The following is a 25,603-nucleotide window of genomic DNA, read 5'->3' as shown; positions in this document are numbered from 1 at the left end:
CGATATGGTTCAGACTTTTAATGCATAGATATTGTCCACATACTCAATCAGGATGATAATAAATATTAACTAAATTGTTAAAAGTATGAACGTCATGGACTCGACCTATACCATCATCATTGCTGATGACCATCCTCTCTTTCGCAACGCCCTGTTTCAGTCAGTTCATATGGCGATCAGTGGTGCGAACCTGCTTGAGGCTGATTCCCTCGATGCCTTACTGACTCTGCTAAAGAAAGAAGATGAACCAGACCTGTTGCTTCTCGACCTTAAGATGCCGGGTGCCAATGGGATGTCTGGCTTAATTCAACTGCGAGCTGAATACCCAGATTTACCGATTGTAGTGATCTCTGCCAGCGAGGATGCCAGCGTTGTCACTCAAGTTAAGAGCCATGGTGCCTTTGGCTTTATTCCTAAGTCGAGTGATATGCGTGAATTGGTCAGCGCACTCAATCAAGTGCTGAATGGCGACCCGTTCTTTCCTGAAGGGCTGATCACCAACAATGCAGCCTGTAGCGACCTTGCGGAAAAGCTTTCCACATTGACGCCTCAGCAATACAAGGTATTAGGGATGCTTTCAGACGGCCTGCTGAACAAGCAAATCGCGTATGAATTGAATGTTTCGGAAGCGACCATCAAGGCACATATGACAGCCATCTTCCGTAAACTGGATGTGAAAAACCGAACTCAGGCGGTTATCTTGCTACAAGAAGTCCACAACTAAGCTTCACTGATATCCTCTTCTAAAGTCGTCTTTGGTAAACATAAACCCAACCTGACGACTTTATGATCATCTATCTCTGCAACCACCCAAGTAATGTCATGCCACACAAAACTATCGCCTAATACAGGATGTGCACCAAGCTCTCGCTCAGCCAATTGTTTTAGCGTTATTTCTCGCTCTTCTTCCGAGCCCAGTTCAATACCATAACAATCACTGACCGCTCCAACCGATAGTTCGACATCCAAGAAGAAATCACCAAAGAATCGAGCGGTCTCTTCAGCTAGAGGAGCCTCACTGAATAGCGCACTTAAGCTATCTAGGTCTTTATCTTGGCCAAGCACACAAAGAATATCGTTCGCCTCTAAGACGGTGCTACCCGATGGGTGAAGCAAAGCATCTTTTCTAAACAGTGCCGTAATTCGTGTCCCTTCAGGCATGGACAAACGCTTAAGCGGTTCACCAACACACCACTTTTCCTCTTTCAGCTTGTAGACAAACATCTCCCACTCACTGGTCGGATAAATCTCCATGCCGGTACGAGAAATTGGGGTTGGTGTCGGTGGTAAGGTCACCTGAGCCAACCTCGCAACTTTCATCAAGCTACCGCCCTGAACAATCAGCGAAACCATAACCACGAAGAAGGCGATATTGAAGTAAAGCTGGGCATTAGGCAGGCCAGCCATCATCGGGAACACCGCCAAAATGATCGGCACAGCGCCACGTAAACCTACCCAAGAAACAAACCAACGTTCTTTGGTGGTAAAGCTTCTGAACGGCAGTAAACCCAACCAAACAGACAACGGGCGAGCAAACAAAATCATACCGAAAGCCAATGCTAACGCAGGAAGTGCAATGTCCATCAATGTCGATGGCGTCACCAATAACCCCAGAACCAAGAACATCACGATCTGGCTTAGCCACGTCATGCCATCAAGAACATTAAGGATAGAGTGTCGAGAGCGAGTTGGACGATTACCAATGAACAAGCCAACGAGGTAGATCGATAAGATACCGCTGCCGCCAAGCATGTTAGAGAACGCAAACAGAGCCACACCGCCACTGAGCACCAGAATAGAGTAAAGACCATCAGCCAGTTGCACTCGATTGATAAGACTCCATAGCACCCAGCCCCCACCAAGACCGATAAGAGTGCCGATACCAAACTGCATCGCGAAGCTTTTCAGTAGGAAGTTCATCCCCATTTCAGCATCAGGAGTGCCCAGCAGCGCAATTAAGGTCACCGTCAGGAACACCGCCATTGGGTCATTGGTACCGGATTCGATCTCTAGGGTTGAGCCAACACGTTCATTGAGGCTCTGCCCTTTCAACAAAGAGAATACCGCTGCCGCATCGGTCGAACCAACAATCGCGCCCACCAAAATGCCCTGCATCAGTGACAGGTCGAACAGCCAAGCCGCCATTAAACCGGTTAGAGTCGCAGTACAGGCTACGCCTATTGTTGCTAATGAGAGCGACGGCCAGAAAGCGACCTTGAAGCTTGCGACCTTGGTTCGCATACCGCCATCCAGCAAGATCACGGCAAGCGCGAGGTTACTCACCAAATAAGTCAGTGAGTAATCATCGAAATTAATACCGCCCGGGCCATCTTCACCGGCTAACATGCCAACGAAAAGGAAGATCAAAAGAATAGGAACGCCCAATCGAGAGGACACTTGTGAGAAAAGTACACTGATGGCGATGAGTACGGCACCAGTCAAAAATAAGTGATTAATGGTTATTGCGTCCAATTCGTTCCCCCAAAGAATAAAACTCGAGCTTTAAGCCTGTTGATCTTTTGCCACTAGCTTGTTGATCTTCTGCCGTTAAGCAAGTCACAGCCGGTGAAAGTACCGTAGTTACTATAACAAACTTATGTTTCGCTTCGTGTCATAGGCAGGACTAAATACCGTTTCTCGGTCATTTAGTTGTTAAATTTTATGACTCGCCGCCTAATTCATACGTTTTTGTTAGACCTTAGGCTAATTTAACAACATTGCAACATCACATTTTTCTATGGTTATGCCTTCCAACGCCCATATTTCAGTGAATTAGCGCTAATAGTGTCCCGACTAAAGTTGCACAGATCCCTTTACTTATCCTTGCTACATTCTAGATCGTAACATTACGTTAACACGGCCATTTACAAAAACGGTTTCTACGGAAACGAAATAAAGGAGAAGGCAATGGCGTTCGAATCTACGGAACATGCTCAAGCCTACTGGAAGGAAAACTTGGGAATTATGGGAACACTGCTCGCAGTCTGGTTTGCAGTGTCTTACGGCGCTGGCATCTTATTTGTGGATGCCCTCAATACCGTTCAGTTTGGCGGGTTCAAGCTAGGGTTTTGGTTCGCTCAGCAAGGTTCGATATACACCTTCGTGGCGCTGATATTTATTTACGTTGTTCGCATGAATGCGCTCGACAAAAAATACAACGTACAGGAAGACTAGAGGCTAGAACATGGATATTCAAACTTGGACGTTTATTCTCGTCGGTATTACTTTCGCGGTATATATCGGCATCGCAATCTGGGCTCGTGCAGGATCTACTAGTGAGTTCTACGTAGCTGGCGGTGGTGTACACCCAGTAGCAAACGGCATGGCGACTGCAGCTGACTGGATGTCGGCAGCATCATTCATCTCAATGGCAGGTATCATCTCATTCGTTGGTTACGACGGTGCGGTTTATCTAATGGGTTGGACAGGTGGTTATGTACTACTTGCGCTATGTTTAGCACCTTACCTACGTAAGTTTGGTCAGTTTACGGTTCCTGATTTCATCGGTGAGCGTTACTACTCGAAAACAGCACGTATGGTAGCGGTATTCTGTGCAATCTTCGTATCGTTTACGTACGTTGCAGGTCAGATGCGTGGTGTGGGTGTTGTATTCTCTCGTTTCCTAGAAGTCGACATTAACCTAGGTATCATCATTGGTATGGGTATTGTGTTCTTCTACGCAGTACTTGGTGGCATGAAAGGCATCACTTATACGCAGGTAGCTCAATTCTGTGTCCTCATTTTCGCCTTCCTTGTTCCAGCAATCTTTACATCAATTATGATGACAGGTAACCCACTTCCACAAGTTGGTATGGGTTCTACGCTATCAGGCACAGATGTTTACTTACTTGATAAACTGGATGGACTCACAGAAGAACTCGGATTTACCGCCTATACCGAAGGTAACAAGAGCATGGTGGATGTATTCTTCATCTGTGCGGCTCTAATGGTCGGTACTGCAGGTCTTCCACACGTAATCATTCGTTTCTTCACGGTACCAAAAGTACGTGATGCTCGTATCTCAGCGGGTTGGGCTCTACTATTCATCTCATTGCTATACACAACAGCACCAGGTGTTGCAGCCTTCGCTCGTGTAAACATGATCGAAACAATCAACGGCCCTGACATGCAAGGTGTCGCAGCAGCAGATGCACCAAGCTGGTACAAAAACTGGGAAAGCACTGGCCTAGTGGGTTGGGAAGATAAGAACGGCGATGGCAAAATGTTCTACTCGGGCGATGAACGCAACGAGATGAAGATTAACCGTGACATCATCGTACTGGCTTCTCCAGAGCTAGCGAAACTACCAAACTGGGTTGTAGCACTACTAGCAGCAGGTGGCCTAGCAGCCGCACTATCAACAGCCGCGGGGCTACTATTGGTAATCTCAACGTCGATTTCACATGACTTGCTGAAGAAAGGCTTCAGACCAAACATGACCGACAAGCAGGAGCTATTAGCCGCTCGTCTAGCAGCCATGGTCGCGATTGTCGGTGCTGGTTACTTGGGTATTAACCCACCAGGCTTCGTAGCACAGGTAGTAGCGTTTGCCTTCGGCTTAGCCGCAGCATCCTTCTTCCCAGCGATTATCCTAGGTATCTTCTACAAGAAGATGAACAAGGAAGGCGCAATTGCAGGTATGTTGTCAGGTATTGCCTTCACAGCAAGCTACATCATCTACTTCAAGTTCATCAACCCAGCAGCAAGCACACCTGAAAACTGGTGGTTTGGTATCAGCCCTGAAGGCATCGGTACGCTAGGTATGTGTCTAAACTTCGTAGTATCGATTGCTGTAAACAAAGTAACAGCTGAAGTACCACAAGACGTACAAGATATGGTTGAGAACATCCGATACCCGAAAGGTGCTGGTGAAGCTCACGACCACTAAATAAAGATGTTTAGCAAAAAATGAATCAGTACTTACATTGTAGGGATTAGGTACTGAATCTCAGAAAGCCGATACGTTATGTATCGGCTTTTTCTTTTCCCGTTTCATTTTATAAAAAGACAAACAAAGGGTTGTTTTTAAAATTTCATTTGATAATAATTATCATTAGCATCCAATAAAGAGATGCAAATGATGATGAAAGAACAGCAGGGTCTCTATTCGAGGTTTTACAAAGCACAAGATCGCTTTGTTTCATTAGAACAAGTACAAGGCCATGAGCCATTTGTGATTCGAGACTACATCGAGTGCGCACTGACGCTTTCCGCTTACTATGAAAAGCACGCCGCCCAAGAAAACATCTTGTTGTGCGAGCTGTACCTGCGCCAAGTTTTCTTCCATTTGATTGAAGCGATTGAGTCTCCTGAGCGCAGTTTCGCCTTTCGTCATATCTGCCTAGACTCTATTCACTCACCACTATTTTATCTAAAACGCCATTACTGCCAGCAGCCTCAAGGCCAAGCGCGTTTTTTGAATCTCAGCCAAACACTACAACAAGTCCAAGCCCCACTTGGCTAACAAGGATAGAAGATGACCCTACAATATCGAATTGAGAAAGACAGCATGGGCGAAGTGAAAGTCCCTACTGATGCGCTATACCAAGCACAAACTCAACGTGCTGCAGATAACTTTGCTTTTAGTTCACACAAGATGCCCACCAGCTTCATTCAAGCATTGGCATTCATTAAACAGGCCGCCGCAGACACCAACGCTCAGTTGGGTTTATTGGAAGGTGATATTGCCAATGCGATTGCCGAAGCGAGCCAAGAGATCATCGATGGTAAATACCTCGATCAATTCCCGATCGATGTTTACCAAACTGGCTCTGGTACTAGCTCCAACATGAATGCCAACGAAGTGATTGCAACACTCGCTTCAAGAAGTTTGCAAGGGGACGTGAATCCGAATGATCACGTCAATATGGGCCAAAGCAGCAACGATGTGGTACCAACCGCAATTCAAGTCAGTGTCGCCCTTATGGCTGAAAACAAACTGCTACCGGCATTAACTCACCTTTCAGAAGCACTTACCGTTAAACAGCAAGAGCTGGCTGAGGTAGTAAAAACAGGCCGTACTCACCTAATGGATGCGATGCCAATTACCTTTGCTCAAGAACTTGGTGGTTGGAAGTTCCAGATTGAACACGCTAAGCAAGCCATTGAAAGCACCCTGCCCGCTATTAAAGCACTTGCTCAAGGTGGAACGGCGGTAGGAACGGGGATCAATGCCGACCCACGCTTTGCCGATAAGTTTGCAAGTAACTTGTCTCAATCGACAAAGGTCAGCTTTAACGCGAGTGAGAACTTCTTTTTTAATCTCAGCAGCCAAGACGCGATCGTTGCATTCTCGGGTCAGCTCAAAACTGCAGCCGTTGCGATCATGAAGATCTCAAACGATCTTCGTTGGATGAACTCTGGCCCATTGGCAGGCTTAGGTGAAATTGAATTGCAAGCACTACAGCCAGGTTCTTCTATCATGCCAGGCAAAGTAAACCCTGTGATTCCAGAAGCCGCAGCTATGGCGGCAGCACAAGTAATTGGTAACGACACCACCATTACTGTCGCAGGCCAATCTGGTAACTTCCAGCTAAACGTGATGCTGCCAGTGATTGCTCATAACGTATTAGAAAGTATAGAGCTTTTAGCTAACAGCTCTGTCGCTTTAGCGGACAAAGCCATCGCGACCTTCACGGTACGCCAAGACAATCTCGATTTGGCACTGTCAAAGAACCCAATCCTAGTGACCGCACTTAACCCTGTGATTGGCTACTTGAAGGCAGCTGATATTGCAAAGAAGGCCTACAAAGAAGGCTTACCGATTCTTGACGTTGCAGAAAGAGAAACCGATCTCAGCCGAGAAGAACTCAGCAAGCTTCTTGACCCAACCGCTCTCACTCAAGGTGGTATCGCAGGTTAAAATCAGTAACTCATAACAAGTCTATCGGATCAAAAAAGGCCTCATCTGAGGCCTTTTTAGTCGCTAGTAGTTAATTGAAAATAGTTAATTAAATTAACTCACACGATTCAATACCGCTCTGAGTTTTAGTGGCTTCACTGGCTTAGCAATAAAGCTAAAGCTGTTGGCCTTTATCGCTGCCAACATGTCATCGGTTCTATCGGCACTAATGATGACCCCTTCAAAAGAGTCTCCAAGGCGCAAGCGACACTGTTGTAAGACTTCAAGCCCGGTTCGACCATTGTCGAGACGATAATCCGAGAAAATTACATCCGGCTGCCAGCCATCGTCGAGACACTTCAAGCTTTCGACCAGATCAACCGCCGTCTTAACCTCACAGCCCCAACGTCCAATCAAGTTTTCCATACCGACTAAAATTTCTCGTTCATTGTCGACACACAATATCTTGAGATGCTCGATGTCGCTGGTCACCACTGGTGTCGAAGCTTGCACTACTGGAGCAACTCTTTCTGCTCGAGCTAAGGTGATGGAAAAAACACTGCCTTGACCCGGCCATGAACGCATCGAAATTTGATGACCAAGCACATGAGCAATACCTTTGGAGATGGCTAGCCCTAGCCCCAACCCTTGGTCAGCACGAACTTGGCTACCACGAGTAAACTCTTCGAAGATCTCTTGTTGCTTGTCTTCATCGATACCGGTTCCGTTATCCCACACATCGATTCGTACCTGACCGTTCACTCGCCTTGCACCGAGTATCACTTTCCCTTCAGGGTTATAGCGGAAAGCATTGGTCAAAAAGTTCTGAATCACACGCCTTAATAACTTAGGATCTGAGTGAATGAACAATGACGATGGGATCATCTGAAACTCAATTTTTTGTTGTCTCGCTAACGCGCTAAATTCCGCGTTCAAGTTGGTTAGCACATCGTGCACGGCAATCGCGTGAATGTTGGTTTCTAATTTCCCTGACTCCAAGCGAGAGATATCCAACAAGTCGCCAATCAGATCTTCTGCGGCCCCTAACGCACTCTCGATATGAGATGACAACTGCTTCACCTCTTGCTCTTTTGCCACCTCAGAAAGTGACGAAGCAAACAAGCGCGCAGCATTGAGCGGCTGCATTAAATCGTGGCTTACCGCGGCTAGAAAACGACTCTTGGATTGTGATTCTTGATCCGAAATCTGAGTTGCTTTTACCAAGCGATGGTTCAGTTTTTCGAGCTCTTGAGTTCGCTCATGTACTCTCGACTCCAAGCTTTCATTAGCATCTTTTAGCGCTTGCTCTGCTTGCCTAAATACCGTGATATCGGTAAAGCTCATTACAAAGCCACCACTTGGCATCGGGTTACCTTGCACCTCAATCACTCGACCATCAGGACGAATACGAGAAGAGGTGTGTCTAGTGCCTTGTTCAAGGTGATAAACACGGCGGCGAACGTGATCTTCTGGGTCACCCGGACCACACAAACCTTGCTCGGCATTGTGACGAATCACATCTGAAATGGGTCGTCCAACCTGAATCAAACCCGCAGGAAATTCAAACAGTTCTAAGTAACGTTGGTTCCACGCCACCAGCCTCATTTGCTTATCGATCACTGCGATGCCTTGACCAATGTGTTCAATCGCACCTTGTAGTAAACCACGGCTAAAATCGTATAGCTCAGAGGCCTCATCAACGATGGTCGCGACCTCTTCAAGCTGCATGTTTCTGCCCTGTAAAGCAGAAGTAAGTACTAACTTAGCGGAAGAGGCACCGAATACACCCGCGAGTACGCGCTCTGCATGTCGAATCAAACTCGCAGGTGCTTGTTGATTGGGAAGCAGCGGTTGTCCGTGTTGTTGCCAATAGCTGTGTAAGGCGCTTTTCGCTCGCTTTCGACCGACAAAGCGTGATGCCAACATCTCTAGTTCCGCAACCGTCACACGATTCTGGTAAAGGCTGATGTTTTCATTCTCAGGCAGCGGTGTACCAACAAATGCTGCTGATTGTAAGCGCTCACTTAGGCTTGGTCTTGTGGACATCGAAACCACGGCATAGCACAAGGTATTAAGCACAATACTCAGCACAATTCCCCAGTTTGAACTACTGATATCCCAACTGCTGAGCAACTCTGGTGGCGTGATAATCCACAGCAAAAGGTTACTTTGGCTGTCGCCTGCCAACATGCTCGTTTGACTCATTAGGGTGATAAGCCAAATCAACGAGCCCACCATTAAGCCGACATACACACCCTTGCGGTTACCCGGGCGCCAGTACAAACCACCAATCAATGCTGGCGCGAATTGAGCAATCGCAGCAAACGAAAGAAAACCAATCGCTGACAGTGAATGAATGGTATCGAGAGCCTGATAAAACAGCCAAGCACCCAGTAACAGCAGTAAAATTAGCCCGCGACGAATCACTAATAACAGGCCAGAAAAGTGTCGATGTGTTCTTTGGGTTAGACGCATACGGCGCAGTAGCAATGGCATCACTAAGTCATTCGATACCATGATCGCCAGTGCAATGGTCGATACAATCACCATGCCACTCGCCGCAGAAGTACCACCAAGGAAAGCTAACAATGCAATGTGATTAGCGCCTTCTGCCATTGGTACACTGATCACGTAGGTATCCGCAGGCATGCCAGTAAGTAGCCCTTGCCCTGCCCAAGCAATTGGCAGCACGAACAGTCCCATCAAAATCAGGTAAAGCGGAAATAACCAGCGAGCGGTATGCAAATCTTGCGGACGTTCGTTCTCTACCACCATGGTGTGAAACTGACGCGGCAGACAGACAATTGCCAACATCGTGAGAATAGTGTGAATCACTAACGTGGGAATATTGGGCGATTCATAAGTGGAAGCTGCAACATCAAGCAAGTCGATTTTATCGCTGCTCATCGCGAGGTAAATGATAAACAGACCAACAATCAAGAAAGCCGCTAGTTTTACAATCGACTCAAACGCCACCGCCATCATCATGCCACGGTGATGCTCTGTGTTATCAATGTGCCTTGTACCAAACAGCATGGTAAAAATGGCCAAAGCACCGACCACAAACCAAGACACATGATAGTCCTGATAACCGAAGTCAGCCGCTAGGTTGGGTGCAACAATATCCAACCCCATGGTGATACCACGCAGTTGCAGAGCAATATAAGGAAGGATACCAACCACGGCGATAACCGTCACCGCCACCGCTAAGCCCTGAGATTTTCCATAACGAGCCGCGATAAAGTCGGCAATGGAGGTGATATGTTCCCGCTTCGCAATCAGGATCAGCCGCGCCAAGATCCGCCAGCCTAGTGTAAAGACTAGAATCGGGGCGAGGTAAATGGGTAAAAAAGACCAAGGGTTGTTACTCGCCTGCCCGACCGTTCCATAGAAGGTCCAAGAGGTACAATACACGGCAATCGAAAGGCTATAGATCCACGGGCGCCAACGCGATAGCCAACGAACCTGCCTGTCTCCATACCAAGCGATCAGAAATAACACGCCCAAGTAGGCTAAAGAGACTGGAATTACTATCCATCCTTGCATTGAAAACCCTTTTTTCATCCATAAAAAAACCTCTCCATAAGGGAGAGGTTTTATTTAACTAAGGATGGGTGATTAACTCAATCGCATCGCTTAAATTCTGTGCTTTAGACTCTAATTATCAGCATTTGCTGTGAGATTCTGACTGTTCCGAATCTGATTGATTAATCTCAACCACTGAACTTCTTTCATCCAACTTAATGAACAGAGCAAGTGCACCCATTGCAGCCATGCCCCAGAAGATATTTGCGCCCCAAAGCTCATAACCCCAACCACTTAAGGTGGTCATCAGTGCAATAAAGGCACCTAATGGAATCGCGTTATACAGGGCTTGTAGCGCAACCATCTTGTTTTGTTCTTCAGATTGGATGTATTGAATCGCGGCGATGTGTGCCATGGCAAATGTCACACCGTGCAGCAACTGCACCATCACCAGTGCAAAAATCGCCGTGGTTGATGCGGTAATACCCCAACGCGCCATCACCCCAATAGCCGCGACGACAAACAAAGTACGCAGTGACCAGCCTGAGAATAATCGCTTACTCAGAGCAAATACGGCCACTTCAGCAACAACACCTAAACTCCACAAATAACCGATGATAGCTTCTGAGTGACCCGCTTCTTTCCAATAAATCGCACTAAAACTGTAGTAAGCCGCATGACTACCTTGCAGCAGCGCCATCAAGGCTAAAAACTTTACCACTGACGACTCACGCAGCAGTTCACCTAGTTTTGGTCGCGCCGCTTGTTGCTCAGATTGTGTTACTGGCATCACATTGGGGTTTCTCATCGCAAGAATCAATGACAGCAACACACCGGCAAGCGCAGTATACAAAATCATGTCAGTGCCGAATTGTGCCACCAAATAGCCAACAACCGTTGAACCTGCGATAAAGGCAATTGATCCCCAAAGACGAGTTCGGCCGTAGTCGAGCATTTTCAAACGACTGTAATGGTTAGCCATCGCATCAGAAAGAGGAATGATCGGCCCACAACAGAGGTTAAACAGTACCGTTGCCAACAACATCAGTATAAAGCTGCCACCGGTGAAGAAGTGGAAACCGACAAACAGCAGCGCAGCGAAACTCAAACAGCGTAGCGCTGGCATCAAGTGTTCCACTTTATGGATACGCGGCGTAATCACTAAGTTGGCCACACAACGAGTCGCAAAGCCGATACCAATCAATACGCCAATATCACCAGCAGACACGCCTTGGTCTTCAAACCACAACGCCCAAAATGGCAAATACACGCCATACGCAAAAAAGAAACCAAGAAAATACTGAGAGATCCAGCCATAGGGTGAAGGGCTAAACATAAATGACCTATAAAGTGTGCGGAAAAAGGCAGCACCAATTATGCCTATCTCGCATACGATGAAAAAGGGAATTATTACTGGGATAGTATTCCCATATTCAATGGGTCTGGATATCGCATTTCAACAAGAGATTTCACGCTCATCAATACTCATACTCGCATTTAGACTAAAGTCGTCTGGAGCTTCGCTGGTATTTTGTCAGACTGATTAAAGACTCCCATTTCTTCTTGTGATGCTTATGCCTGACAAATTTAATATGCAGCACCCGCCCTTCGATAGCCTGTCCGACGCCGAACAGTTGAAGCTTCGCTCTTCATTAGACGTGGTGTATTACCGCTCTCAAGAAGTGATACTGGAAGCTGAAAGGCCGAGCCGACACCTGCATATTTTGATCAAAGGAGCTGTTGAAGAGCGCGCGAGCAGTGATGGTGAGATTTACGCACACTATGCCAATGACGATATTTTTGATGTCCGCAGCCAGTTTGAACCCCACACCAAACACCAATATATCGCACTCGAAGATACATTAAGTTATCTGCTGCCCACCGATATTTTTCTTGAGCTTTACCACGCCAATGGCCAATTCGCTGCCTACTTTGATAGCAACCTATCAACACGAAAAGCTTTGATAGAAGCCGCCCAGCAGCAACAGAATCTTGCCGAGTTTATATTAACCAAAGTGGATGACTCTATCTATCACCCACCACTGATACTTGAACCAAACCAACCGATCAACCAAGTCACTCAAACCCTTAAAGAACAAGGGTTAGACTCGGCCCTAGTCCATTTGGAACATGATGATCCAAAAGCTTTTGGATCATCATGTTCCTTGCCGTATGGAATCGTCACTCGAACCAATTTATTGCATGCTGTGATGCTCGATAATTTCACACTGGATGCGCCTGTCGGTGAGATCGCAACGTTTCCGGTGATGCACGTGAACCAAGGCGATTTCTTATTTAACGCCATGATTACCATGACCAGAAATCGAGTAAAAAGGTTGATGGTTTGTGATGGTAAAAATGCGGTCGGCATGGTGGATATGACACAGATTCTCAGTGCATTCTCCACACACTCCCACGTTCTTACTTTGCGTATTGCGCGCGCCACCAGCGTTGAAGAATTGGCAATGGCATCCAACAAACAACGTCAACTGGTCGAGAGCTTGCTCAGTAATGGGATTCGCACACGCTTTATCATGGAGCTGATTTCTGCGGTCAACGAACAGATCATAGAGAAGGCTTTTGAGTTGGTGATCCCACCTGCACTGCATAATCATTGCTGCCTAATCGTGCTGGGTTCTGAGGGGCGTGGAGAGCAAATTCTCAAAACCGATCAAGACAACGCTCTGATTATTCAAGATGGTTTGGAATGGCATCAATGCCAAAGTGCCATGAACGACCTCACCCATACCCTTCAACAATTGGGTTACCCACTGTGCCCGGGCAACGTAATGGTCAACAATCCGAAATGGGTGCATTCAGAACAAGAGTGGAAACAAACCCTCACCCATTGGGTAAAAAAAGCCACGCCAGACACCGTGATGGATATCGCGATCATGGCAGATGCACACGCAGTAGCGGGGAATAGAGAGTTATTAAAACCTGTAAAGCAGCACCTCAGTGATTTAATGCTCGGACAAGAATTGATTCTGACGGAGTTCTGCCGCCCGGCGCTGAACTTCTCAGTTCCCCTGACCCTGTTTGGTAATGTGAAGCAATCTAAGTCCGGACTCGATATCAAACAAGGCGGTATTTTCCCTATCGTGCATGGTGTGAGAGCGCTTTGCCTAGAACATGGTGTCACGGTCAACAACACCTTCGAACGCATTGAGCAGCTGGTCAGCAAGAAAGTATTAGAGCAAAGTACTGCCGATAATCTCAGTGAAGCACTCAAGCAATTCTTTAAGTGGCGCTTAGCCCAAAGGCTTTCTCAGCAGCACAGCAGCAACAAGATTAACGTCAAACTGATGGAACGAGCAGACAGGGATCTGCTTCGTCATAGCCTGCACGTGGTGAAGAAATTCAAGCAATGGCTCGGCTACCACTATCAGATACGGGATTAGGCATTGAACGATGAATAGGTTGGTTCGCTATTACTGGCATCACAAGCTCAAAGGCTCCCTCTATCAGCCTCTGTTTACTGCGCCTATTGATCATGAATATGTATCGCTCGATTGTGAAACCACCAGCCTAGATCCCAATCAGGCAGAATTAGTTACCATTGCCGCGACCAAGATCATCGGTAACCGAATCATTACCAGCCAACCTTTTGAAGTCCGGTTGCGCGCCCCCCAATCGCTCGATTGCAATTCAATAAAAATCCACCGTATCCGTCATCAAGATCTAAAGCACGGCATCGAAGAAAAACAGGCTTTAATCGAGCTACTGAACTTCATTGGAAATCGTCCTTTAGTCGGCTATCACATCCGCTATGATAAAAAAATTCTCGACCGCGCCTGTTTAAAACAGCTTGGATTTCCACTGCCTAACCGATTAGTCGAAGTGAGCCAACTCTATCAAGACAAACTCGAAAGACAGCTGCCCAATGCCTATTTTGATCTCAGTATGGACGCCATCTGTCGCCAACTCGATTTACCTATCCCGGTCAATAAACATGATGCATTACAAGACGCTATCTCCGCTGCGCTGATCTTTGTGCGCCTGAAACATGGTGACCTTCCCCGTTTCAACTCTTCTTATTCTTAATTCAACCACTGGCGCTTCACATAGAGAGCAACATCTCAAAATTGAACTTAACTCGCTATTTTGTAAGTGAAAAGCAGCGTCTCATCCTAAAGTCTAATTGTGGAAATCGCCGTCCTAGCCGAGAGTGATAACACAAAGACGGTTCTGTAATAGACCTAGAAACTGAACACAAAGGAAGTTGCCAGTTCATTAGGAATGTAGGCACAAGGAGAGATGCAATGAGTGAAGCCCACGTTTATCCGGTAAAAGAAAATATTAAATCAACCACACACGCGGATAATGACACTTACCTAGCCATGTACCAGCAATCTGTTTCTGACCCTGAAGGCTTTTGGGGTGAACACGGAAAAATCGTTGATTGGATCAAACCTTTCACACAAGTAAAAAACACCTCTTTCGACCCTGGCCACATTGATATTCGCTGGTTTGAAGATGGCACGCTTAACGTTTCGGCTAACTGTATCGACCGCCACCTTGCTGAGCGCGGTGATGAAGTCGCTATCATCTGGGAAGGCGATGACCCGGCAGATGATAAAACTCTAACTTTTAATGAACTGCATAAAGAAGTGTGCCTGTTTTCGAATGCTCTAAAAGAGCAAGGCGTGCGCAAAGGTGATGTGGTTTGTTTATACATGCCAATGGTGCCAGAAGCGGCAGTAGCCATGCTGGCGTGTACCCGTATCGGTGCGGTTCACACAGTCGTATTTGGTGGTTTCTCACCAGAAGCACTGTCTGGTCGTATTATCGATTCAAATTCTAAAGTCGTTATCACTGCCGATGAAGGCGTGCGTGGCGGCCGTGCTGTTCCACTGAAAAAGAATGTCGATGAAGCACTGACGAACCCTGAAGTGAAAAACATCGAGAAGGTTGTTGTATTCAAACGCACTGGCGGTGATGTGGCATGGCACGAACATCGCGATGTGTGGTGGCACGATGCTATTGCTAATGTATCTGCAGATTGCCCACCAGAAGAGATGAACGCAGAAGATCCACTATTCATCCTTTATACGTCAGGCTCAACAGGTAAACCTAAAGGCGTTATGCACACCACAGGTGGCTACCTTGTTTATGCTGCGATGACCTTCAAATACGTATTCGATTACCAAGAAGGCGAGACTTTCTGGTGTACAGCCGATGTGGGTTGGATTACCGGTCACACATATCTTGTTTACGGACCGCTTGCTAATGGCGCAAAAACGATTCTGTTTGAAGGCGTGCCAAATTACCCGAACACCAGCCGCATGAGCGAAGTGGTCGATAAGCACCAAGTTAATATTCTTTATACGGCGCCAACGGCTATTCGTGCATTGATGGCGAAAGGCAATGAAGCCGTTGAAGGTACTTCTCGTGACAGCCTAAGAATCATGGGCTCAGTGGGTGAACCTATCAACCCAGAGGCGTGGGAGTGGTACTACAAAACAATCGGTAATGAGCAATCTCCAATTGTTGATACATGGTGGCAAACAGAAACGGGCGGTATCTTGATTGCACCGCTACCAGGCGCAACAGACCTGAAACCGGGCTCTGCAACTCGTCCATTCTTCGGTGTGCAACCGGCACTGGTTGATAACATGGGTAACATCATTGAGGGTGCAACAGACGGCAACCTAGTGATTCTAGATTCTTGGCCGGGCCAAATGCGTACCGTTCATGGCGATCATGACCGCTTTGAACAGACTTACTTCTCTACATTTAAAGGCATGTACTTCACCAGTGATGGCGCTCGTCGTGATGAAGACGGCTACTACTGGATTACTGGCCGTGTTGATGACGTACTTAACGTCTCTGGTCACCGTATGGGTACTGCAGAAATTGAATCGGCTCTAGTCGCGTTTGATAAGATCGCAGAGGCCGCGATTGTGGGTATCCCTCATGATATTAAAGGCCAAGCGATTTACGCTTACATCACGCTGAATGATGGCGAGTTCCCAACTGCTGAACTTCATAAAGAAGTGAAAGACTGGGTACGTAAAGAGATTGGCCCAATCGCAACGCCAGATGTGCTGCACTGGACCGACTCATTACCGAAAACTCGTTCAGGTAAAATCATGCGTCGTATCCTGCGTAAGATTGCTACCGGTGATACAGGTAACCTAGGTGATACCTCTACTTTGGCAGACCCAAGTGTGGTTGATAAGCTGATTGCCGAGAAAGCAGAACTGGCATAAGCAACCGGTCACACCCTGAATTACTGTTTAAAACAGACCTTACCTAAACCGTCACCTATGTGGCGGTTTTTTTATGGCTGATCTTGATCTCAAATATCCAGCCCCAAATTAAGGCTAAGGCGCTTTTTTGTTAAGTTGGTAACAATTCCACGCTGTATCAATAGGAGATTAGACCAGTAAATTGCTGCGATTTGCGCTGAATTAGCTATAATCTGGTTCTAATTTTTAAATTTGGGTTTTTCTCACTAGAAATTAACCGCAAATTTTCAATAAAATGGCAACATTCACGTTCGTAAACACGATAAAGGAAGATAGCCCCACGATGTCTACAAAGTTTCGCATTCTAGTTTTAAATGGCCCAAACCTTAACCTGTTAGGCCTAAGAGAGCCGGCACACTACGGTTCTCAAACACTTGACCAGATTATTAGCTCATTGACCGAGCAAGCGAAAGCACACGATGTTGAGCTATCTCATTTACAGTCAAATCGCGAGTATGAACTGATTGAAGCGATCCATAGTGCTTATCAAAATGTTGATTTTATCATTATCAACCCAGCAGCCTTTACACATACCAGTGTGGCACTGCGTGATGCACTACTTGGCGTTGCAATCCCATTTATTGAGGTTCATCTATCGAATGTTCACGCGCGTGAACCATTCCGTCACCACTCTTACCTATCTGATAAAGCAGAAGGTGTGATTTGTGGCTTAGGTGCCCAAGGTTATCAATTTGCTTTGACCGCGGCGCTCAGCAAGCTCAACTCAAAGTAAACATAAACAACGAACTATTACTAACCTACTCAGTCAAAGAGTAAGTTCAATTAACAGATAAAGAGAAAGAAACAATGGATATTCGCAAAATCAAAAAGCTAATCGAATTGGTTGAAGAGTCTGGTATTTCTGAGCTAGAAATCTCTGAAGGTGAAGAGTCAGTACGAATCAGTCGTAACAGCACCGCACCTGTAGCACCTGTTCAATATGCAGCAGCTCCAGCTCCTGTAGCAGCAGCTCCTGCGGCGGCACCTGTAGCAGCAGAAGCAGCGGCTCCTGCAGTTCCAGCTGGTCACCAAGTTCTTTCTCCAATGGTTGGTACTTTCTACGGCGCTCCAAGCCCAGACGCAAAACCATTCGTTAAAGTTGGTCAATCTGTAACTGCTGGCGAAACTCTATGTATCGTTGAAGCAATGAAAATGATGAACCAAATCGAAGCTGATAAATCTGGTGTTGTAACAGCTATCCTAGTTGAAGACGGTCAACCAGTAGAATTCGACCAAGCTCTAGTAATTATCGAATAATAGAGAGCACTCATTATGTTAGATAAATTAGTAATCGCGAACCGTGGTGAAATTGCACTACGTATTCTGCGTGCATGTAAAGAGCTTGGCATTAAAACGGTAGCGGTTCACTCAACTGCTGACCGTGATCTTAAGCACGTACTGCTTGCAGACGAAACCATTTGTATCGGTCCAGCTCGTGGTATCGATAGCTACCTAAACATCCCTCGTATCATCAGCGCAGCTGAAGTGACAGGTGCAGTAGCTGTCCACCCTGGCTATGGCTTCCTATCTGAAAATGCAGACTTTGCAGAACAGGTAGAGCGCAGTGGCTTTATCTTTGTTGGCCCTAAAGCTGAAACCATTCGTATGATGGGTGACAAAGTGTCAGCTATCACGTCAATGAAGAAAGCTGGCGTACCTTGTGTACCAGGTTCTGACGGTCCTCTTGACGATGACGAAGCGAAAAACAAAGCGCACGCTAAGCGCATTGGCTTCCCAGTTATCATCAAGGCATCTGGCGGCGGCGGCGGTCGTGGTATGCGTGTTGTTCGTTCTGAAGCAGAACTAACAGAAGCTATCGCGATGACTCGCGCTGAAGCAAAAGCATGTTTCAACAACGACATGGTTTACATGGAGAAATTCCTAGAAAACCCACGTCACATTGAAGTACAAGTGCTTGCAGATGGTCAAGGCAATGCTATCCACCTAGGTGAGCGTGACTGTTCAATGCAGCGTCGTCACCAGAAAGTTGTGGAAGAAGCACCAGCTCCAGGTATCACTGAAGAGATGCGTAAGTACATCGGTGAACGCTGTACTCGTGCATGTATTGAGATCGGTTACCGCGGCGCAGGTACATTTGAATTCCTATACGAAAACGGTGAGTTCTACTTCATCGAAATGAACACTCGTATCCAGGTTGAACACACGATTACTGAAATGGTAACGGGTATCGACCTAGTGAAAGAACAGCTACGTATTGCAGCTGGTCAGCCTCTATCATTCACTCAGGATGATATTAAGCTGCGCGGCCACTCAATCGAATGTCGTATCAATGCTGAAGATCCAGTTCGCTTCCTACCTTCACCAGGTAAGATTGAACGTTTCCACGCACCGGGCGGCATGGGCGTACGTTGGGAATCTCACATCTACACGGGTTACACAGTGCCACCACACTACGATTCAATGATTGGTAAGCTGATCACTTACGGTGAGAACCGTGATGTTGCTATCGCTCGTATGAAGAACGCATTGGGTGAAATGATTGTTGAAGGTATTAACGTTAATACCGAGCTTCAATTGTCTATTATGAACGACGAAAACTTCCAACACGGTGGTGCAAACATCCACTACCTTGAGAAGAAACTTGGTTTGTCATAACCCGTTCGTTTAAGAACAGTCAAAATGCTCACTTCGGTGAGCATTTTTGTTTTTGAGCCGCCGAAAAAATCAATCTTTAATCCCCATTATATTCCGTGGGGTTTTGGTGAATTTGCTCATATTTTCTGCTAGACTCGCCATCCAATTTTTCTCATATAGAAGATGCAGCCATGCCTTGGATTCAAATCAAGCTTAATGCTACCAATGAAAATGCCGAACAAATCGGCGACATGTTAATGGAAGAGACTGGTGCTCTTTCTGTAACTTTCCTGGATGCACAAGATACCCCTGTATTTGAGCCTCTGCCGGGCGAAACTCGCCTTTGGGGTGATACTGACATTCTCGCGCTTTACGACGCTGAGACTGATACTAGTGTCGTTCTAGCGCAGATTAAAGCAAGCAACATGTTCCCTGCAGACTTTGCTCATAAAGTAGAGCAAATTGAAGACAAGGATTGGGAACGTGAATGGATGGACAACTTCCACCCAATGAAGTTTGGGGAGCGTTTATGGATCTGCCCTAGCTGGCGCGATATCCCTGAACCTGACGCTGTCAACGTAATGCTAGACCCAGGTCTTGCATTTGGTACAGGTACCCACCCGACAACGGCATTGTGTCTTGAGTGGCTTGAAGGCTTAGACCTGACAGGCAAAACCGTGATCGACTTCGGTTGTGGCTCAGGCATCCTAGCGATCGCTGCGATCAAACTAGGCGCGGCAAAAGTTATCGGGATCGATATTGATCCTCAAGCTCTGCTTGCATCAAAAGACAACGCACAACGCAATGGCGTTGCTGAGCAACTAGAGGTGTTCTTGCCACAAGATCAACCGGAAGGTTTGCTAGCTGACGTTGTTGTTGCCAACATTCTTGCCGGTCCATTACGCGATCTTTCTGGCATCATCAAAGGCCTAGTTAAGCCAAATGGTGTGCTTGCGATGTCGGGTGTGTTAGATACACAAGCAGAAGATGTTGCGACTTATTATCGTGATGAGCTTCACATTGATCCGATCATTGAGCAACAAGAATGGTGTCGAATCTCAGGTCGCAAGCAAGGCTAGACAAGACTTTGGGCGCTAATTGACTGAAATTTAAACAAATTACAAAAACAAATTGTAAATGCTCAAATATTAGTCTTTTCACGCAGCGAAAAAATGCGTAAAATGCGCGCCCTTGCTGGTACAGAACTGTGATGACATTTTTGAAAATCGGAAATTATCAACTTAAGAACAATCTAATCGTCGCTCCTATGGCTGGCGTAACGGATAGACCATTCCGTGAGTTGTGTCTTCGCTACGGTGCGGGGATGGCAGTCAGTGAAATGATGTCCTCCAATCCGAAAGTTTGGAAAACGTCAAAGTCTCAGCAGCGTATGGTACATGAAGGCGAATCGGGCATTCGTTCAGTACAAATCGCTGGTGCAGATCCACAGCTTATGGCCGAGGCTGCTCAATTTAATGTCGATAACGGTGCGCAAATCATCGATATCAACATGGGTTGTCCAGCCAAAAAAGTGAATAAGAAGCTTGCGGGCTCAGCCCTACTGCAGCATCCAGAACTCATTGAAGACATTCTGAAAGCGGTGGTAAATGCTGTCGACGTTCCAGTAACGTTGAAAACGCGCACAGGCTGGGATACAGACAATAGAAACTGTGTCCAAATCGCGAAAATAGCCGAAGACTGCGGCATACAGGCACTTGCCCTTCACGGGAGAACTCGCGCTTGTATGTACAAAGGTGAGGCAGAATACAAACACATTAAAGCAGCGAAACAAGCAGTATCTATTCCGGTTATCGCTAACGGTGATATCGATAGTCCGGAAAAAGCGAAGTTTGTGCTGGAGTACACCGGCGCTGATGCTTTAATGATAGGTCGACCTGCCCAAGGACGTCCTTGGATTTTTAACGAAATCCTACACTATTTGGAAAACGGCACCACGATGGACCCACTCCCGATTTCGGAAGTGAAAGACATCATGCTTGGTCATGTGCACGCTCTACATGAATTTTATGGAGAGTTTTTAGGCCCTCGCATCGCTCGTAAGCATGTGGGTTGGTATCTAAAAGAACATGAACAAGCGAGTGAGTTTCGCCGTACCTTCAACGCATTCGAAGCAGGTGATCTGCAGCTTGAAGCGCTAGAAGGTTTTTTTGATAACGTTGCACCATAATTACGAGAAGAGCTAGACCGAATATGTTCGAACAAAATCTGACTTCAGAAGCATTGACAGTAACTACAGTTACATCACAAGACCAAATCACGCAGAAGCCACTACGTGACTCAGTTAAAGCATCATTGAAAAATTACCTTGCTCAATTAAACGGTCAAGAAGTCAGCGAGTTATACGAATTAGTATTAGCTGAAGTTGAACAGCCACTACTAGACACTATCATGCAGTACACTCGCGGTAACCAAACTCGCGCAGCAACCATGATGGGTATTAACCGCGGTACTCTTCGCAAGAAACTTAAAAAATACGGCATGAACTAATCATTCTTTCGTAATTTATTGAATTGAAAGCCAAACTCATTTTTGAGTTTGGCTTTTTTTTGACTTGTATAGCCCTGCTCGGTGGCTGACTACTCCCCAGTGCGACAACAGCGCCCTTTGTCGACGTTTGCAGAATCCAAAGCTGCCAGAATCGAACAATGGCTTGCATCGTCATCTACATGGCCACAACACGCATCATTAATCTTTTTAAGTGCGGTGCGAATCTTAGTTAATTCGGTAATCTTCTCATCAATCATCTCTAGCTTTGCTGAGGTAATCGACTTCACTTCAGCGCAACTGTGCTGTGTGGCCTCAAGGCGAATCTCAAGCAATTCTTTAACCTCGTCCAAACTCAGCCCCAACGCTTTAGATTTAAGAATAAACGTCACCTGTTTCTGGTTATTTTCATCATACAGACGATAACCCGACTCACTGCGACTGGCTGGCGCGATCAGGTTATTCTTCTCATAAAATCGCAAGGTATCGGCTGTCACACCGCATCGTTTCGCTAATTCACCGATCTGAAACATGTTTTTTCCTACTGTTTCGTCCATTCCACAATTAACCTTATCGTTACTTTTCAGGCTGAAATGGCACTTTTCATAATTAATTTTGAGATGCCAAACGATTGCGCGAGCTTTTTTGTAATAAATTAGTTAGAATCTGCGCCATCAAATTTGGAGTTGGTTATCTTATAGCTTAATCATAAGACTAACCCAAAAGGTCTTTACCAAAACTGGCCAATATTTTATCTCTTACTGGTATCTAAGATAATCCACGCTAAGAAGATAGAAACAAGTTCTTTTTTGGCAAATATCTTTATTTTAACCCCATGAATTTGAGGAAGATGGAAGCATGAATAACGCTCGTCCAATTCGCCGCGCTCTAATCAGCGTATCAGACAAAACTGGTATCGTTGAATTTGCACAAGCTCTTGCTAACCGTGGTGTAGATATCCTATCTACCGGTGGCACTGCTCGCCTGCTTGCTGAAAAAGGCATCTCTGTTACAGAAGTATCTGACTACACTGGTTTCCCAGAAATGATGGATGGCCGTGTTAAGACTCTGCACCCAAAAGTTCATGGTGGTGTTCTAGGCCGTCGTGGTCAAGATGATGACGTGATGGAAACTCACGGTATCAACCCTATCGATATGGTTGTTGTAAACCTATACCCATTCGCAGAAACCGTTGCTAAAGAAGGTTGTACTCTTGCTGACGCTGTTGAGAACATCGACATCGGCGGTCCAACAATGGTTCGCTCTGCAGCGAAAAACCACAAAGATGTCACTATTGTTGTTAACGCACACGACTACGAGCGCGTTGTCGCTGAAATGGACGCGAACGAGAAATCTCTAACACTAGGGACTCGCTTCGACCTCGCTATCGCAGCATTCGAGCACACCGCTTCTTACGACGGCATGATCGCAAACTACTTCGGCACTATGGTTCCATCTTACGGTGAGAACAAAGAAGGTGACGAACCTTCTCCTGAAAACAAGAGCAAATTCCCTCGCACGTTCAACCAGCAATTCGAGAAGAAGCAAGACATGCGCTACGGTGAGAACAGCCACCAAGCAGCAGCATTCTACGTTGAAGCGAACCCTGAAGAAGCATCAGTTTCTACTGCTCGCCAAATCCAAGGTAAAGCGCTTTCTTACAACAACATCGCTGATACTGACGCAGCACTTGAGTGTGTGAAAGAGTTCGACCAGCCAGCATGTGTGATTGTTAAGCACGCCAACCCATGTGGTGTAGCACTAGGTGAAGACATCCTAGAAGCTTACGACCGTGCATTCAAAACAGACCCAACGTCTGCATTTGGCGGCATCATCGCTTTCAACCGTGAGCTAGACGCTGCAACAGCAACGGCTATCACTGAGCGTCAATTCGTTGAAGTTATCATTGCACCATCAGTTTCTGCTGAAGCAGTAGCAATCGTAGCGGCTAAGAAAAACCTTCGCCTACTTGAGTGTGGTGAGTGGACAACGAAGACAACTGGCTTTGACGTTAAACGCGTTAACGGTGGTTTGCTAGTTCAAGACCGCGACCAAGGCATGGTATCTGAAGATGACCTGAAAGTGGTTTCTAAGCGCCAGCCAACAGCTGAAGAATTGAAAGATGCTCTATTCTGCTGGAAAGTAGCGAAATACGTTAAATCTAACGCTATCGTTTACTCGAAAGGCGACATGACAATTGGTGTTGGCGCTGGCCAAATGAGCCGCGTTTACTCTGCGAAAATCGCAGGCATCAAAGCTGCAGACGAAGGTCTAAAGGTTGAAGGTTGTGTGATGGCATCAGATGCATTCTTCCCATTCCGTGACGGTATCGACGCGGCAGCAGAAGCTGGCATCAAGTGTGTTATCCAACCGGGCGGCTCTATGCGTGATGACGAAGTCATCGCAGCAGCAGACGAACACGGCATGGCGATGATCTTTACAGGCATGCGTCACTTTAATCATTAAAAATCACTTGGTTTCTAGTTCTAAGTTCTAGAAACAGTTCAAAGCCTCGAATGACCTTCGAGGCTTAAGCAATTTAAGTTAAGGATTTTACAATGCGAGTTCTTATTATTGGTGCTGGCGGTCGTGAGCACGCACTTGGTTGGAAAGCGGCACAAAACCCAAATGTTGAAACGGTATTCATCGCTCCAGGTAACGCTGGTACTGCACTTGAGCCGAAACTTGAGAACGTAAACATCGGCGTTGAAGACATCGCTGGTTTAGTCGCGTTTGCCCAAGATAAAAAAATCGAACTGACTATCGTGGGCCCTGAAGCACCATTGGTTATCGGTGTGGTTGATGCATTCCGCGAAGTAGGTTTGCCAATCTTCGGCCCTACTCAAGCTGCAGCACAGCTTGAAGGCTCTAAAGCATTCACTAAAGACTTCCTAGCTCGTCATGATATCCCAACAGGTTACTACTCAAACTTCACTGAGATTGAGCCAGCTATCGCTTACGTTCGCGAGCAAGGCGCTCCTATCGTAGTGAAAGCTGACGGTCTTGCGGCAGGTAAAGGCGTTATCGTTGCGATGACCCTTGAAGAAGCAGAAGACGCAATCAAAGACATGCTAGCGGGCAACGCCTTTGGCGAAGCAGGCAGCCGCGTGGTTATCGAAGAGTTCCTCGAAGGCGAAGAAGCAAGCTTCATCGTAATGGTTGACGGCTCTAGCGTGCTTCCTATGGCCACCAGCCAAGATCACAAACGTGTTGGCGACAAAGACACTGGGCCGAACACGGGCGGCATGGGTGCTTACTCTCCTGCGCCGGTTGTAACTCCAGAAATCCACAACCGTATCCTTGAGGAAGTTATCTACCCAACGGTACGTGGTATGGACGCAGAAGGCGCACCTTACACAGGTTTCCTTTACGCTGGCCTAATGATCGATGCTGACGGCACACCTAAAGTTATCGAATACAACTGCCGCTTTGGCGACCCTGAAACGCAACCTATCATGATGCGTATGGAGTCAGACCTTGTTGAACTTTGCCTAATGGCTATCGACGAGAAGCTCGACGAAGCAGAATCGAAGTGGGATCCACGCGCTTCTATCGGTGTTGTTCTTGCGGCTGGCGGTTACCCTGCTGACTACGCAAAAGGTGACGTTATTTCACTACCAACAAGCGAAGTTGAAGGCCAAAAGGTTTTCCACGCGGGTACGACAAATAATGAAGCTGGCGATGTGGTGACAAACGGCGGTCGTGTACTTTGTGCAACAGCACTGGGCAATACGGTTTCTGAGGCTCAAGAGCGCGCTTACGCGTTGACTAAGCAAGTTAGCTGGAATGGTATGTTCCACCGCAATGATATTGGTTACCGTGCGATTGCGCGCGAACAAGAGCAGTAAACAATCTTGTTGCTCGCTTACTTTCCAATAACAGTAAG

Annotated in this window: 20 protein-coding genes; 16 read left to right on the top strand and 4 right to left on the bottom strand. The window is 46.6% G+C overall.

Annotated elements, in window-relative coordinates; genetic code table 11:
* Nucleotides 1-94 precede the first annotated feature (94 nt).
* The gene (locus tag ACED45_RS04500) at nt 95-724 is read left to right on the top strand and encodes a response regulator transcription factor (RefSeq protein ID WP_012604978.1); all 630 of its coding nucleotides are present in this window, start codon (nt 95-97) and stop codon (nt 722-724) included.
* Here the strand turns inward: ACED45_RS04500 and ACED45_RS04495 are convergent.
* The gene (locus ACED45_RS04495) at nt 721-2,472 is read right to left on the bottom strand and encodes a potassium/proton antiporter (protein WP_210446829.1); all 1,752 of its coding nucleotides are present in this window, start codon (nt 2,470-2,472) and stop codon (nt 721-723) included. The genes ACED45_RS04500 and ACED45_RS04495 overlap by 4 nt on opposite strands.
* A 435-nt stretch (nt 2,473-2,907) precedes the next feature.
* On the opposite strand from ACED45_RS04495, the gene ACED45_RS04490 reads away from it, so the two are divergent.
* The 4 genes from ACED45_RS04490 (at nt 2,908) to ACED45_RS04475 (ending at nt 6,862) form a co-directional block, all read left to right on the top strand.
* Nucleotides 2,908-3,174, top strand: a complete 267-nt coding sequence (locus tag ACED45_RS04490) for a DUF4212 domain-containing protein (RefSeq protein ID WP_010435433.1) — start codon at nt 2,908-2,910, stop codon at nt 3,172-3,174.
* Between the two features lie 10 nt (nt 3,175-3,184).
* Nucleotides 3,185-4,888 (top strand): sodium:solute symporter family protein, encoded by a 1,704-nt coding sequence (locus ACED45_RS04485; protein ID WP_017062715.1) that lies wholly within the window; start codon nt 3,185-3,187, stop codon nt 4,886-4,888.
* A gap of 189 nt (nt 4,889-5,077) precedes the next feature.
* Complete coding sequence (locus tag ACED45_RS04480; RefSeq protein WP_146492406.1) at nt 5,078-5,464, top strand: hypothetical protein; 387 nt, start codon at nt 5,078-5,080, stop codon at nt 5,462-5,464.
* A 12-nt stretch (nt 5,465-5,476) separates the two neighbouring features.
* Nucleotides 5,477-6,862, top strand: coding sequence for a class II fumarate hydratase (locus ACED45_RS04475; RefSeq protein WP_371713380.1), 1,386 nt, complete (start codon nt 5,477-5,479; stop codon nt 6,860-6,862).
* A gap of 93 nt (nt 6,863-6,955) precedes the next feature.
* On the opposite strand, the gene ACED45_RS04470 is transcribed toward ACED45_RS04475, so the two are convergent.
* Nucleotides 6,956-10,387, bottom strand: coding sequence for a hybrid sensor histidine kinase/response regulator (locus tag ACED45_RS04470; RefSeq protein ID WP_371713379.1), 3,432 nt, complete (start codon nt 10,385-10,387; stop codon nt 6,956-6,958).
* 118 nt (nt 10,388-10,505) lie between these two features.
* Entirely contained in the window at nt 10,506-11,702 is a 1,197-nt protein-coding gene (locus tag ACED45_RS04465; protein WP_017062710.1) for a 3-phenylpropionate MFS transporter, read from the bottom strand.
* 232 nt (nt 11,703-11,934) lie between these two features.
* Here ACED45_RS04465 and ACED45_RS04460 point away from each other — a divergent pair, with 232 nt between their 5' ends.
* From ACED45_RS04460 to fis, 9 genes are all read left to right on the top strand, one after another.
* A complete protein-coding gene (locus ACED45_RS04460) occupies nt 11,935-13,767 on the top strand; it encodes a DUF294 nucleotidyltransferase-like domain-containing protein (RefSeq protein ID WP_371713378.1) in 1,833 nt (610 codons plus the stop codon).
* A 10-nt stretch (nt 13,768-13,777) separates the two neighbouring features.
* The gene (locus tag ACED45_RS04455) at nt 13,778-14,410 is read left to right on the top strand and encodes a 3'-5' exonuclease (protein ID WP_017062708.1); all 633 of its coding nucleotides are present in this window, start codon (nt 13,778-13,780) and stop codon (nt 14,408-14,410) included.
* Nucleotides 14,411-14,628: 218 nt separating this feature from the next.
* A complete protein-coding gene (acs, locus tag ACED45_RS04450; protein ID WP_009844693.1) occupies nt 14,629-16,578 on the top strand; it encodes an acetate--CoA ligase in 1,950 nt (649 codons plus the stop codon).
* A gap of 322 nt (nt 16,579-16,900) precedes the next feature.
* Entirely contained in the window at nt 16,901-17,350 is a 450-nt protein-coding gene (gene aroQ, locus ACED45_RS04445) for a type II 3-dehydroquinate dehydratase (protein WP_010435475.1), read from the top strand.
* A gap of 74 nt (nt 17,351-17,424) precedes the next feature.
* Nucleotides 17,425-17,874, top strand: coding sequence for an acetyl-CoA carboxylase biotin carboxyl carrier protein (accB, locus tag ACED45_RS04440; protein WP_248388910.1), 450 nt, complete (start codon nt 17,425-17,427; stop codon nt 17,872-17,874).
* 15 nt (nt 17,875-17,889) lie between these two features.
* Nucleotides 17,890-19,233 (top strand): acetyl-CoA carboxylase biotin carboxylase subunit, encoded by a 1,344-nt coding sequence (gene accC / locus ACED45_RS04435; protein ID WP_017062706.1) that lies wholly within the window; start codon nt 17,890-17,892, stop codon nt 19,231-19,233.
* A gap of 170 nt (nt 19,234-19,403) precedes the next feature.
* Entirely contained in the window at nt 19,404-20,291 is an 888-nt protein-coding gene (prmA, locus tag ACED45_RS04430; RefSeq protein WP_146492401.1) for a 50S ribosomal protein L11 methyltransferase, read from the top strand.
* A 140-nt stretch (nt 20,292-20,431) separates the two neighbouring features.
* Entirely contained in the window at nt 20,432-21,400 is a 969-nt protein-coding gene (dusB, locus tag ACED45_RS04425; protein ID WP_032546269.1) for a tRNA dihydrouridine synthase DusB, read from the top strand.
* A 23-nt stretch (nt 21,401-21,423) separates the two neighbouring features.
* Entirely contained in the window at nt 21,424-21,720 is a 297-nt protein-coding gene (fis, locus tag ACED45_RS04420; RefSeq protein ID WP_004729744.1) for a DNA-binding transcriptional regulator Fis, read from the top strand.
* An 89-nt stretch (nt 21,721-21,809) separates the two neighbouring features.
* Here the strand turns inward: fis and zntR are convergent, their stop codons facing one another.
* Nucleotides 21,810-22,250 (bottom strand): Zn(2+)-responsive transcriptional regulator, encoded by a 441-nt coding sequence (gene zntR / locus ACED45_RS04415; RefSeq protein WP_371713377.1) that lies wholly within the window; start codon nt 22,248-22,250, stop codon nt 21,810-21,812.
* Nucleotides 22,251-22,575: 325 nt separating this feature from the next.
* Here zntR and purH point away from each other — a divergent pair, with 325 nt between their 5' ends.
* Together purH and purD are read left to right on the top strand one after the other, a co-directional pair.
* The gene (purH, locus tag ACED45_RS04410; protein WP_371713376.1) at nt 22,576-24,183 is read left to right on the top strand and encodes a bifunctional phosphoribosylaminoimidazolecarboxamide formyltransferase/IMP cyclohydrolase; all 1,608 of its coding nucleotides are present in this window, start codon (nt 22,576-22,578) and stop codon (nt 24,181-24,183) included.
* Nucleotides 24,184-24,275: 92 nt separating this feature from the next.
* Nucleotides 24,276-25,565 (top strand): phosphoribosylamine--glycine ligase, encoded by a 1,290-nt coding sequence (purD, locus tag ACED45_RS04405; RefSeq protein ID WP_054542683.1) that lies wholly within the window; start codon nt 24,276-24,278, stop codon nt 25,563-25,565.
* Nucleotides 25,566-25,603 lie beyond the last annotated feature (38 nt).

It is taken from the genome of Vibrio crassostreae (genome assembly GCF_041439375.1).
Lineage (GTDB): Bacteria > Pseudomonadota > Gammaproteobacteria > Enterobacterales > Vibrionaceae > Vibrio > Vibrio crassostreae_D.
Note: the sequence above shows the minus strand (reverse complement) of the source record. Positions and strands in the feature narration are given on the sequence as shown.

Excerpts from the sequence above, each read along its gene's own strand:
- ACED45_RS04455 (WP_017062708.1), top strand. The coding sequence starts at position 13,778 with ATGAATAGGTTGGTTCGCTATTACTGGCATCACAAGCTCAAAGGCTCC.
- ACED45_RS04500 (WP_012604978.1), top strand. The coding sequence starts at position 95 with ATGGACTCGACCTATACCATCATCATTGCTGATGACCATCCTCTCTTT.
- acs (WP_009844693.1), top strand. The coding sequence starts at position 14,629 with ATGAGTGAAGCCCACGTTTATCCGGTAAAAGAAAATATTAAATCAACC.
- accC (WP_017062706.1), top strand. The coding sequence starts at position 17,890 with ATGTTAGATAAATTAGTAATCGCGAACCGTGGTGAAATTGCACTACGT.
- ACED45_RS04490 (WP_010435433.1), top strand. The coding sequence starts at position 2,908 with ATGGCGTTCGAATCTACGGAACATGCTCAAGCCTACTGGAAGGAAAAC.
- prmA (WP_146492401.1), top strand. The coding sequence starts at position 19,404 with ATGCCTTGGATTCAAATCAAGCTTAATGCTACCAATGAAAATGCCGAA.
- ACED45_RS04460 (WP_371713378.1), top strand. The coding sequence starts at position 11,935 with ATGCTTATGCCTGACAAATTTAATATGCAGCACCCGCCCTTCGATAGC.
- accB (WP_248388910.1), top strand. The coding sequence starts at position 17,425 with ATGGATATTCGCAAAATCAAAAAGCTAATCGAATTGGTTGAAGAGTCT.
- zntR (WP_371713377.1), bottom strand. The coding sequence starts at position 22,250 with ATGTTTCAGATCGGTGAATTAGCGAAACGATGCGGTGTGACAGCCGAT.
- fis (WP_004729744.1), top strand. The coding sequence starts at position 21,424 with ATGTTCGAACAAAATCTGACTTCAGAAGCATTGACAGTAACTACAGTT.
- ACED45_RS04485 (WP_017062715.1), top strand. The coding sequence starts at position 3,185 with ATGGATATTCAAACTTGGACGTTTATTCTCGTCGGTATTACTTTCGCG.
- aroQ (WP_010435475.1), top strand. The coding sequence starts at position 16,901 with ATGTCTACAAAGTTTCGCATTCTAGTTTTAAATGGCCCAAACCTTAAC.
- ACED45_RS04475 (WP_371713380.1), top strand. The coding sequence starts at position 5,477 with ATGACCCTACAATATCGAATTGAGAAAGACAGCATGGGCGAAGTGAAA.
- ACED45_RS04480 (WP_146492406.1), top strand. The coding sequence starts at position 5,078 with ATGATGATGAAAGAACAGCAGGGTCTCTATTCGAGGTTTTACAAAGCA.
- ACED45_RS04465 (WP_017062710.1), bottom strand. The coding sequence starts at position 11,702 with ATGTTTAGCCCTTCACCCTATGGCTGGATCTCTCAGTATTTTCTTGGT.
- purH (WP_371713376.1), top strand. The coding sequence starts at position 22,576 with ATGAATAACGCTCGTCCAATTCGCCGCGCTCTAATCAGCGTATCAGAC.
- purD (WP_054542683.1), top strand. The coding sequence starts at position 24,276 with ATGCGAGTTCTTATTATTGGTGCTGGCGGTCGTGAGCACGCACTTGGT.
- ACED45_RS04470 (WP_371713379.1), bottom strand. The coding sequence starts at position 10,387 with ATGCAAGGATGGATAGTAATTCCAGTCTCTTTAGCCTACTTGGGCGTG.